9 protein-coding genes, 1 pseudogene and 1 riboswitch are annotated in these 10622 nt (G+C 68.8%); of the genes and pseudogenes, 5 read left to right on the plus strand and 5 right to left on the minus strand.

What is annotated here, in order from left to right; all coding sequences use genetic code 11:
* Positions 1-184 precede the first annotated feature (184 nt).
* Positions 185-411, minus strand: a riboswitch (cobalamin riboswitch).
* Between the two features lie 104 nt (positions 412-515).
* From AC1DYX_RS22260 to AC1DYX_RS22270, 3 genes are all read left to right on the plus strand, one after another.
* Positions 516-2744 carry a M1 family metallopeptidase gene (locus tag AC1DYX_RS22260; RefSeq protein ID WP_477262874.1) on the plus strand — a complete coding sequence of 743 codons (2229 nt, stop codon included), beginning with the start codon at positions 516-518 and terminating at the stop codon, positions 2742-2744.
* Positions 2741-3649, plus strand: coding sequence for a hypothetical protein (locus tag AC1DYX_RS22265; protein WP_477262876.1), 909 nt, complete (start codon positions 2741-2743; stop codon positions 3647-3649). Before AC1DYX_RS22260 ends, AC1DYX_RS22265 begins: the two co-directional genes overlap by 4 nt.
* Before the next feature lie 76 nt (positions 3650-3725).
* Entirely contained in the window at positions 3726-4538 is an 813-nt protein-coding gene (locus AC1DYX_RS22270) for a DODA-type extradiol aromatic ring-opening family dioxygenase (protein ID WP_477262878.1), read from the plus strand.
* A gap of 41 nt (positions 4539-4579) precedes the next feature.
* On the opposite strand, the gene ylqF is transcribed toward AC1DYX_RS22270, so the two are convergent.
* The 5 genes from ylqF to AC1DYX_RS22295 form a co-directional block, all read right to left on the minus strand.
* Positions 4580-5527 (minus strand): ribosome biogenesis GTPase YlqF, encoded by a 948-nt coding sequence (gene ylqF, locus AC1DYX_RS22275; RefSeq protein WP_477262881.1) that lies wholly within the window; start codon positions 5525-5527, stop codon positions 4580-4582.
* A gap of 81 nt (positions 5528-5608) precedes the next feature.
* Positions 5609-6901 carry a choice-of-anchor X domain-containing protein gene (locus AC1DYX_RS22280; RefSeq protein WP_477262883.1) on the minus strand — a complete coding sequence of 431 codons (1293 nt, stop codon included), beginning with the start codon at positions 6899-6901 and terminating at the stop codon, positions 5609-5611.
* The gene (locus tag AC1DYX_RS22285) at positions 6891-7016 is read right to left on the minus strand and encodes a hypothetical protein (protein ID WP_477262885.1); all 126 of its coding nucleotides are present in this window, start codon (positions 7014-7016) and stop codon (positions 6891-6893) included. The genes AC1DYX_RS22280 and AC1DYX_RS22285 overlap by 11 nt, the downstream gene beginning before the upstream one ends.
* 433 nt (positions 7017-7449) lie before the next feature.
* Positions 7450-8352 carry a hypothetical protein gene (locus tag AC1DYX_RS22290; RefSeq protein ID WP_477262887.1) on the minus strand — a complete coding sequence of 301 codons (903 nt, stop codon included), beginning with the start codon at positions 8350-8352 and terminating at the stop codon, positions 7450-7452.
* 60 nt (positions 8353-8412) lie between these two features.
* Positions 8413-9345: a histone deacetylase family protein gene (locus AC1DYX_RS22295; RefSeq protein WP_477262889.1), complete on the minus strand. Its 933-nt coding sequence runs from the start codon at positions 9343-9345 to the stop codon at positions 8413-8415.
* A gap of 163 nt (positions 9346-9508) precedes the next feature.
* Between AC1DYX_RS22295 and AC1DYX_RS22300 the strand changes: the two genes are divergently transcribed.
* Both AC1DYX_RS22300 and AC1DYX_RS22305 read left to right on the plus strand, forming a co-directional pair.
* Positions 9509-10429 (plus strand): AAA family ATPase, encoded by a 921-nt coding sequence (locus tag AC1DYX_RS22300; RefSeq protein WP_477262890.1) that lies wholly within the window; start codon positions 9509-9511, stop codon positions 10427-10429.
* Positions 10429-10622, plus strand: a pseudogene (locus tag AC1DYX_RS22305) (DUF58 domain-containing protein); the annotation flags it as partial. The gene AC1DYX_RS22300 and the pseudogene AC1DYX_RS22305, both read left to right, overlap by 1 nt.

Here is a 10622-nt window from a genome sequence, read left to right on the forward strand (position 1 = left end):
GATGTCGTCCTGGGCGGCGGCGGCGCCGGCAAACAGGGACAGCGACATGGCACAGGCCAGCGCGAGCGGCTTGACGGCCGGCGCGCCGCGGGTGGAGGCAGCGAAGTTCATTGGATGTTCAGTCTACGAGTTGGCACCGGCAAGCGTCCCCGCACGCCGGCGTAACAAAAAGCGCGATATGAAGCCGCGCTTCCCCTGTCTGGCCGGTCTCCGGGCTCCAAGACGGACCGCCCCACCTTCCTGTGCGAGCACAGTGGTTGTCGGGGCGGCCTGTCGCCGGTGCGGCGACGCTTGTTTACCGTTGCGGGGGCAGCACACGTTGGCGGTTCGCCGGGGGCGACGCCGCTTCGTGTTTCCCGTTTAACTGCACGCGCAGACGCGCATGCGGGCACCAGAACCTTGGGATTATAACCTTGCCAAAGCGTCTTACCAAAAACGCTCGCACGATTCCCTGACCGTCCGAAGCCGATTCGCATATAGTGTGAGCACCAACACACGACCACTCGCGGGTCTGCATGCAGCCACGTTTCGCCTTCTCCCGCCGGATTCGCATCGCCATTGCCGCCCTGCTGCTGGCGGCCGGGGCCGCGTTCGCCGTCGACCTGCTGGCCTGCGCCGCGCCCGTCACGGTACACCCCGCAGCGCCAGCCGTCCCGGGTTCGCCCGACGGCATCGCGCTGGCCGCGCCCGACGCCGCCGCCGTGCGCGTCCCCAGCAGTCCGGACGCCTGGGGCGGTCCGCGCACCGGCCTGGAGCCGACGCTGTCGGACCGCGTCGTCCACTACGACATCGCGGCCACGCTCGACCCGGTCCGGCACACGGTCACGGGCCGCGAGCGGCTCACGTGGCGCAACCGCAGCCGCGCCGCCGTGAAGAGCGTCTACCTGCACCTGTACATGAACGCGTTCGAAAGCGCGGGCAGCACCTGGTTCACGGAGCGGCACGCACGCGACGGCAGCTTCCGCTCCGGCGTCGACATCAAGGAAGCGTGGGGGCACATCGCATTGCGCCGCGTCGCGCAAGGCGCGGCGGCCGTGCCGTGGACGTTCGTCCAGCCGGACAACGGCCCGTCCACCGACCACACGGTCGTGCGCTTCGACCTGCCGCAGGCCGTACCGGCAGGCGGCACGACGACGCTCGATATCGACTTCGTCACGCAGCTGCCGCGCGTCGTCGCGCGCGCGGGCTACTTCGACACCTTCCACCTCGTCGCGCAGTGGTTCCCGAAGATCGGCGTGCTGGAACTGCCGGGCGAGCGCGGCGCGACCACCCCGCGCTGGAACGTGCACGAATACCACCTGAACTCCGAGTTCTACGCGGACTTCGGCAGCTACGACGTGAGCCTCACCGTCCCGCGCGACTACACCGTCGGTGCGACCGGCGAACCGCAGAGCGCCCCCGTCGACCGGGGCAGCATGCGCACGTGGCGCTTCGCGCAGGGCGACGTCCACGACTTCGCCTGGACGGCCGACCGGCGCACGGCCAGGCCGCTCGTCGACACGTGGTCCGGCCCCGGCAGCCCGCAGGTGACGGTGACCGTGCTGTATCCGCCCGAATTCGCCGCCAGCGCGGCACCGGCGCTGAAGGCCGCGAAGGCGGCGCTGACGTATTTCTCGAACACGCTGGCACCGTATCCGTACAAGACGCTGACCATCGTGATCCCGCCCTACAACGCCGCGGAAGCGGGCGGCATGGAGTACCCGACCTTCTTCACGGCCGAGGCCTATGCGCGGGTCGAACCGCGCACGGCGAACCAGTTCGCCCTCGCCTTCGTCACGATCCACGAATTCGGCCACGGCTATTTCTACGGCATCCTCGCCTCGAACGAGTTCGAGGAGCCGATGCTGGACGAGGGCCTGAACGAATACTGGGACATCCGCATGATGCGCGACCAGGGCCAGCTCGCGTACGTGGCGTCGCCGCTGCTGGCCTGGCTCGGCTTCGCGCCCGGCTACCCCGTATTCGACGCCGAGCGTACGGGCACGCCGCGCAGCGATCCCGCCGACCCGCCCGGCCAGAATGCCTGGCACCGCCTGCAGGACATCGGCCCGGTCTATTCGCGCACGGCGATCCTCATGCGCGACCTGGAAGCATGCATCGGCAAGGCACCGATGGAACGCGCGTTCCGCGAATACTACCGGCGCTGGAAGTTCCGCCATCCGGGCATCGCCGACCTGCGCGAGACGCTGGCCGAAGTCACGGGCCAGCGCGTCGTCGTCGAGGACGTGTTCGCCCGCCAGGTCTACGCCGTCGCGCGCATCGACGACCGCATTGGCGCCTTCACGAGCGCCGAGCAACGCCCCCTCCCCGGCACGCGCCAGGTGAACGGCGCTCGGGTCGAAGACCGACAGGCCGACGTCGACAGGCAGGTCGAGGCCACGCGCGCGCAGTGGCGCCGCGCGCATCCGCACGCGCCCGACGGCACCGGGCCGTACCCGTACCGCACGGAGGTCACCGTACGCCGCTACGGCGCGCCGGTGCCGCAGACGCTGGTCGTGAAGTTCGCCGACGGCAGCACGGAGACGGCGAGCTGGGACTTTGAGGAGCGCTGGCACACCTTCGTCTGGACGAAGGCCGCACGGGCCGTCTCGGCGGAACTCGACCCGCAGCGCCGGCACTACCTCGACACGAGCAAGCTCGATGACGGCCGCACGCTCGACCCGGACACGTCCGCGTCGCGCCGCTGGGGCCTGGAATTCGCGGCCGTCGCCGACTATCTGTTCTCGCTGATCGCCACGCTATGACGACCGACACGATCCTCGCCCCCGCCGCCCCGGCCGCGCACACCGTCGGCGTACGGACCGCGCTGCGCGCCGCGCTCGGCCGCCGCGGCGCGCTGCAATGGCGCCTGCTGCTGTGGTGGGCCCTCCTCCTGCTGCTGCCGACCGTCGTCGCCACGCTGCCGCTGTGGCAGATGCTGTCCGCGAGTCTCGATCACTCGCCGTACGCGGCGCGCCTCGCCGAACGTCTCGACATGATCGCCTTCGCCGACCTCGCCGGCGCCGCGAAGGAGCGCCATGCGCCGGCGCTGGGCGCGGGCGGCATCGTCGGGCTGGTACTGACCCTGCTGCTGTCGCCGCTGCTGTCCGGCATGGCCGTCGCCGCGGCGCGCGCGCAGCAGGCGCCCGGCTTCGGCGCGCTGCTGGCGACCGGCATCCAATGGTATCCGCGACTGGCTCGCATGCTCGCATGGTCCATCGTGCCGCTGGGCGCCGCGGGCCTGCTGGGCGCGGAGGCATACCGGCTGGCCGGCAAGGTGGCCGAGACGGCGCTGCTGGAAGCCGACGCGCAGCGTGCCGCGCACCTGGCCATGCTGGCGACGGTCGCGCTGCTCGTGCTGGCCCACGCGACGGTCGACGCGGGCCGCGCCGTGCTGGCCGGCGACCAGCGCCGYACATCCGCCATCGCGGCCTGGTGGCGGGGCTGCGGCCTGCTGCTGCGCCGGCCACTGGCGTTGCTGGGCACCTATGTCATCGTCACGGCCGTCGGCCTCGTCGTGGCGGGACTGCTCGCGTTCGCGCGCACGCGCGTGCCGGCGCTGGGGACGCTCGGCACGATCGGCGCCGTCGTGCTGGCGCAGCTCGTCGTGCTCGTGCTCGGGTGGATGCGGGCGGCGCGCCTGTTTGCGCTGATGGCGCTGGTGCGCTGAATCGGCTGCGCATGCAAACGCAACCGCTGCGGATCGGCTACCATGAAGGCTTCGATGTCCGCCTGAAGGAGCCGCCATGTCCCATTTGCCCACTTATTTCGTCTCGCACGGAGGCGGCCCGTGGCCGTGGATGAAGGACCAGTACGGCCCCGCCTATGCCGCGCTCGAAGCGTCGCTGGTCGACATCAAGCGCCAGGTCGGCGTGCGCCCGCAGGCCGTGCTGGTCGTGACGAGCCACTGGGAAACGGACGAGTTCACCATCTCGTCCGGCACGGCGCCGGGCATGATCTACGACTACGGCGGGTTTCCGCCGCACACCTACCAGATCCGCTACCCGGCACCGGGTCACCCGCAACTTGCGCAGCGCGTCGCGCAGTTGCTGAACGATGCCGGCCAGCCCGCGCGCCTCGACCCGGACCGCGGCTTCGACCACGGCACGTTCTCGATGCTGGCGCCGATCTATCCCGAGGCCGACATGCCCGTCGTGCAGCTGTCGATCCGGCACGGCTACGACCCGGCCGTCCACCTGGCCGCCGGCCGCGCGCTGGCCCCGTTGCGCGACGAGGGCGTGCTGATCCTCGGCAGCGGCCTGTCGTTCCACAACCTGCGCCAGTTCGGTCCCGGCGGCGCGCTGGCCTCCCACGCGTTCGACGCATGGCTGCAGCACGTGCTGCTGGAGCTGAAACCGGAAGACCGCGAGCAGGCGATGCTGCACTGGAGCGAGGCGCCCTATGCGCGCATGGCGCATCCGCGTGAGGATCACCTTGTACCGCTGTGGGTGGCGATGGGTGCGGCCGAGCACGAGGCGACCGCGTGCGTGTATCACGAGGACAGTTTCTTTGGGTCGCTGACCGTGTCCAGTTTCCGCTTCGGGGACGCGGCCGCGTAAATCTGGTTCGATGCCCGGAGCCGGCACCGAACCGGCACGCGTTACGTGCCGCGCTTCCCGCGCGCCGCCTCTTCCGCCTTGCGCGCGGCCTTCTCGGCCGCGATGCGCGCCTTTTCTTCCATCTCGATGCGGTGGCGCTCGATGGCTGCGGCGCGGGTCTCCGGCGTCTCCAGGCTGATGCGGCCCAGCGCGCCCTGGCGATAATCCTGCAGCAGCACGTGCGCCGCCTTTTCGTAGTCGTAGTCGCCGCCGCGCACGCGGAACGCGCGGCGTTGCGCCACGCCCTCGATCACGCCGAAGCCGTCCAGGCCGTCCGTCTTGAAGCCGTAGCGGGCCGTCAGCAGTTGCGGGTAGCGCTGCAGCAGCAGGCCGCCCAGGAATTCCGCGACCTCTTCCTCGATCACGGCATTCGTGCCGATCGCGTGGCTGGCCGCCAGCATCAGGCCATCGCTTTCCATCTCGATCTTCGGCCACAGCATGCCCGGCGTGTCGACGAGCACCGTGAACTTGTCGAGATACAGCTTTTGCTGGGCCTTCGTGACGGCCGGTTCGTCGCCCACCTTCGCCACGCGCTTCTTCAGCAACGCGTTCATCAACGTGGACTTGCCGACGTTCGGGATGCCCATGATCATGATGCGCAGCGGCTTCGTCGGCACGCCGCGGTGCGGCGCGAGCGACTTGCACAGGTCCGGGAGGCGTGCCACGTCGGACGGCTTCTTGGTCGTCATCGGATACGCCGTCACGCCATCCTGGGCGTCGTACCACGCGGCCCAGGCGGCCGTGGCGGCGGGGTCGGCCAGGTCGGTCTTGTTCAAGACCTTCAGGCAGGGACGGTTGCGGAACTTGCGCAATTCTTCGACCATCGGATTGCTGCTCGCCTGCGGCAGGCGGGCGTCCAGGACCTCGATGACCACATCGGTGTTTTCCATCTGCTCCGCGGCCTGCTTGCGGGCGGCGGCCATGTGGCCCGGGAACCATTGAATCGACATAGCAAAAACTTTCAATATCTGCGTGCAACCCTCTATTTTACGCTAGTCCGCAGATATCGACGAATACCGAACGCTGCCCTGCTACCGTGTTGCTGGCATGCACTCGCTCGGCGGCAGCGGCGCGGTGGGATCGAACGCGGCGAGGCGCCCGCGCGCTTCCCTGAGATCCTTGGAAAATTCCGTCAGGTAGCGCGACCTTTCCTCGCTCTGCCATTCGGCATCCGAATAGCTTTTCGGCGGGTGGGCGGCCGCCGTCAGCACCTTGCCCTCCATGCGCGGCAACAGCGCGCGGTCGGGGTCCGTGTTTTCCTTCAACAGATAGCCGTCGACGTCGCGCAGCGTGAGGGGCGGCGCGGGCGACTGGTCGCGCAACAACTTGCCGAACATCGTCAGTCGGATGTCGTTCGGGCCGGGGCCGAGCACGTCGTTGAACGTCAACAGCGCGACGGGGTGGCCGCGAGCGTCGTCGACGCGGCCGTTGACGATGTAACGGCCGGGCATGCGCACGTCGAGCGGCAGGTGGAACACGAGCGAGCCTTCCTCGACGGCTTCGCGCGGCGCGCCGGCCCACACCGCGGGCAGTTCCGGCGTATAGATGACGTCGAACTGCACGAGTCCGTTCTTGCCGCCCACGTTGTAGCGCACCTCCGTGCGAATGGTGCCGTTGAACGACGCGAGCCCCGATTGCGCGGGCGCCAGGACGCCGGTGAAGGCGCCGTCGCCCGCCACCGGATCGGCGCCCGCACCATCGTCGGCAAAGGGAATGCTGACCTGCGGCGTCTGGCGCACACCGGCATAGGTGATGCCTTGCGCGAGGGCGCGCGTGACCACGAGCGGCAGCGTGTTGCCGTCGGCATCGATGGCGTGCAGCGAGAACGCCACCGATTCGCCCGACGCCATGTAGACGCGCGATTGCGACGTCTGCAAGCGCACACCCGTGTCGGCGCCGCCGCCGTCCATGTGCATCGGATTCGTCGAGGCGACGGGATCGTTGGGCCGGTTCTGGTCGGGATTGTCCGCCATCGGGCGCGAGCCGACGGGATACTGGCTGGACATGCGGTAGCTGCAATACGTGTGGTCGGCCAGTTGCACGTTCTCGACCAGCTGGCGGCGCCGGTTGGCGCGCTCGTCCGGCATGGGCAGGTCGTCCACCCGCACCTGGCCGAAAAACTGCGGTCCGCGCGGGGCCGGCGCCTGCGCGACCGCATGGACCGGGCCGGGTTCGCCGTGCTCGCCGGCGCTCCACACGAGCATGACCACGGCAGCGACGACGGCCAGCGCCAGCACGAGCCGGCGCCACGGCCGCGGTGCGGCACGCGGGCGTTCGGTGGGCCGCCGCGGACGCCGCGGCCCGCTGGGACGGTCAGAGGGCACTGTTCACCATCGCACTACGCACCACCGACACGATACCCTGCCAGTTGCCGTTCGTGTAATGGTTGTAGGCCTCGCTGTCGTCGCGCAACGACACCGAGTGGTAACCCCACTTCACGCTGCCACCCTGGTCCAGGTGCGCTCGCCGAGCGCGAGCTGGTCGTTACGCTCCCTGCGCTGCAGAGTCTGGACCGTGGTCCCCAGCAGCCTGCGGCCTGCCTGGTTCCCATTGTGCTTTCCATAATCACCATTGGACACATCTCCTCGCATTTGGTTCGACTAGAGTCGAGCTCCTCCACTCTTTTAGTCGGATGGTTGGGCTCGTCGCCCAAGTCGCCGTGCGCCGGTGTGGGGCAATGATGTGGTCGCCGTGGCTGACGGCTCAATCGACTTTAGAGAGGTGCCATATGCATGTCAATTGCGGCACGAGCCAGAATGGTGGCTCGTGGTTCAATATAATGTTCGACGGCGGCAAATCGAACGGTGCGTATCACCGCGTGGGCGGCGCGCACCGTGCGACGAACCCAACACCGCGTGTATAGCCGCCCACCCTACTGCGCGCTGTTCGCGACGGCGCCGCGCATCACGCCGACGATCCCGCCCCAGTTCCCGCGCGGGTAGTGATCGTAGTTCTCGCCATCGTCGCGGAACCAGACCCAGTGGAAGGTCCATTTCAGGCGGCCGCCTTCGGTCGGATCCGATGCCATGGTCAGGTCGTTGCAGAACCAGTCTCTGGGGTTGCAGTACGCCCCGCCCGACGAGCCGGAGACGGCACCCGCGCTGTGGTAGGCCTCGACCCCGTCGTCCTGGCCCGGCAGGAAGCCGGACGTCCAGTCGCCGGCGGCACCGGCCAACATGTAGAACCAGACGCCGCGCGTAACGTTGTGGTTGTACATGGCGCGTGCGGTGGAGACGCGCAGGTCCTGCACGAGCGGCTCCGACGTCGCCCACGCGCCGATGTCGGCCAGTTCCGAGCCGCCCCCTGAGCCCGCCGCCGAGGCAACCCATTTGATGTTCCAGCCCGTCTGCGCAGTGCCATTGCTGTTGCCGCACACGCCCGATGAGTTCGGCGTGGCGTTCTTCTTCATGCGCGCCGAGCCGCCGTAGTTCGCTAGGGTGTAGCCGATCAGCAGGTCGCCCGCGCTGTGCGTGGCGATATAGCACCAGTTGCTCCCGGTGCAGAAACAGTCGAGGGCGTTACGGAGGATGCCGCTCTGCGATGCGATGCTGCTGCGGCCGTCCCAGTTGACGGCCTTCTTGTTGATGCCCGCGTTGACCGTGGCCGGCCCCCAGTACGAAAAGTCGGCGTAATTGCCGACCTGGCCGCCGCCCGTGCGGCCGTTGATCCACAAGGTGTAATTGGTCGCCGAGGCTGCCCCGGCCAGCGTTAAGAGACACAGCGGCGCCAGCCGGCGCGGCAATTTCGTAAACAGGTTCGGCAGCGTCTTCATCATCCCTCCACTCGTCCATTTCGCGGAGGTTAGATACGGCGGCGTTGCGCGAGTTCGGCGGGTTCAGTCGAGTTCCGCAAGCGCCTTGACGTGGGCCACGACGCTGCGTCCCAGCGCCGACAGCGCATATCCGCCCTCCAGGCAACTGACGATGCGCCCGCCCGCGTAGCGTCGCGCGATGTCGGCGATCTGGTGCGTGATCCACGCGTAGTCCGCTTCGACGAGGGCCATGCCGCCCATGTCGTCTTCCTTGTGGGCATCGAAGCCGGCCGAGATGAAGACCATCTGCGGACGGAACGCGTGGAGCGCAGGCAGCCACTGTTCGGTGACGAGCTTGCGGACGACGTCGCCCCCAGTGTACGCCGGGACCGGCACATTGATACTCGTAGCGGTGATAGGTTCCGGCGCCGTGTACGGATAAAACGGATGCTGGAAGAAACTCGCCATCAGCACACGCGGATCGTCACGGAAAGATGCTGCCGTGCCATTGCCGTGATGAACGTCGAAATCGATGATGGCGACGCGTTCGAGCCCGTGCACATCGAGTGCGCGGCGCGCGGCGATGGCGACGTTGTTGAAGAGGCAGAAGCCCATCGGCGACTCCGGCGTCGCATGGTGGCCCGGCGGGCGGATGGCGCAGAAGGCGTTGGCGATCGTGCCGGCGATGACGGCATCCGTCGCGGCCACGGCGGCGCCGGCGGCGCGCAGGGCGGCGCGGTAGCTGTCCTTGCACAGCAGCGTGTCGCCGTCGAGCGGATAAAGTTCCCCGGCGGCCGCGGGCACGTTGTCGCGCACGCGGTCGAGCGCGGCCTGCGTGTGGTTGCGCAGGATGTCGGCCTCGTCCGCGAGCGGTGCGCTGACCTGCTCGACGAGGCCGTCCAGGCGCGACAGGATCAACTGGTCCTCGATGGCGCACAGGCGCCCCGGGCATTCGGGATGCCAGCTGCCCATGTCGTGCAGCGAGCAGTCCGGGTGGGTGTAAATGGCTGTACTCATGATTCGTAAGTGCGCGTGGTGCTCATCCGTACCGCACCTGCCCCCGTTCTCGCATAGAATCGTCGGGAAGGCATGTCGACGCCGGCATATCAAGATTGCAAACAGCGCTAATCTACCACGCCTGCGCGCACTGCCGCCCCTGAACGACGACCGGAAGCCATCCATGTTCAATAAATTGCATGCCGCCGCGCGCCAGGTCAGCCAGATCGTGGTCGGCAAGGACCAGCAGGTTCGCCTCGCCCTGACCTGCCTGCTGGCCGGCGGGCACCTGCTCATCGACGACGTGCCCGGCGTCGGCAAGACGACCCTCGCCCATGCGCTGGCGCTGGCGCTGGGCCTGAAGTTCAACCGCGTCCAGTTCACCAGCGACCTGCTCCCGGCGGACGTAGCGGGCATCTCCGTCTACGAGCGCGAGAAAAACGGCTTCGTGTTCCACCCAGGCCCCATCTTCGCCCAGGTGCTGCTGGCCGACGAGATCAACCGCGCCACGCCCAAGACCCAGTCGGGCCTGCTGGAAGCGATGGAAGAGCGCCAGGTCACGACGGACGGCGTCACCCGGCCGCTGCCGGAACCCTTCTTCGTCATCGCCACGCAGAATCCGGCGCACCAGGTCGGCACGTTCCCGCTGCCGGAATCCCAGCTCGACCGCTTCCTGATGTGCCTGTCGCTCGGCTATCCGGACCCGGCCGCCGAGCGCGCCCTGCTGATGGGCGAGGACCGGCGCGCCATGCTGAAGACGATCGTCCCCGTGATGCGGCCGGAAGAGCTGATCGATGCCCAGCGCTCGCTGCGCGCCATCCACGCCTCAAGCGCGCTGATCGATTACCTGCAGGCGCTGGCCCAGGCATCGCGCGCGGGCAAGCTGTTCGCGGAAGGCCTGTCGCCGCGCGCCACGCTGGCCCTGCTGCAGGCGGCGCGCGCGTGGGCCGCGCTGGAAGGCCGCGACCACGTGATCCCGGAAGACGTGCAGTCCCTGCTCGTACCCGTCTGCGCGCACCGGCTGCGGCCGCTGCGTTCGGCGCAGGGCCAGGCGATGGCCAGCCGCGACCTCGTCCTGCAACTGCAGAAGTCGGTCCCCGTCTGATGACCGGCATGGCCGACACGGCGGGGAGCTGGCTGGCCCGCAAGCGCGCGCTGTGGCGCTCGCGGGCGACAGCGCGCGACCGCGGCAGCGTGCTGCTGAGCCAGCGGCGCGTGTACATCCTGCCCACGCGCGCCGGACTCGGCTTCTGCGCGCTGCTGCTCGTCCTGCTGGTCGGCTCGATCAACTACAACCT

It is taken from the genome of Massilia sp. P2_C2, from assembly GCF_056404615.1.

Bases quoted from the DNA above. Each gene is read 5' to 3' on its own strand.
- AC1DYX_RS22260 (WP_477262874.1), top strand. From the start codon at position 516: ATGCAGCCACGTTTCGCCTTCTCCCGCCGGATTCGCATCGCCATTGCC.
- AC1DYX_RS22270 (WP_477262878.1), top strand. From the start codon at position 3,726: ATGTCCCATTTGCCCACTTATTTCGTCTCGCACGGAGGCGGCCCGTGG.
- ylqF (WP_477262881.1), bottom strand. From the start codon at position 5,527: ATGTCGATTCAATGGTTCCCGGGCCACATGGCCGCCGCCCGCAAGCAG.
- AC1DYX_RS22290 (WP_477262887.1), bottom strand. From the start codon at position 8,352: ATGATGAAGACGCTGCCGAACCTGTTTACGAAATTGCCGCGCCGGCTG.
- AC1DYX_RS22295 (WP_477262889.1), bottom strand. From the start codon at position 9,345: ATGAGTACAGCCATTTACACCCACCCGGACTGCTCGCTGCACGACATG.
- AC1DYX_RS22300 (WP_477262890.1), top strand. From the start codon at position 9,509: ATGTTCAATAAATTGCATGCCGCCGCGCGCCAGGTCAGCCAGATCGTG.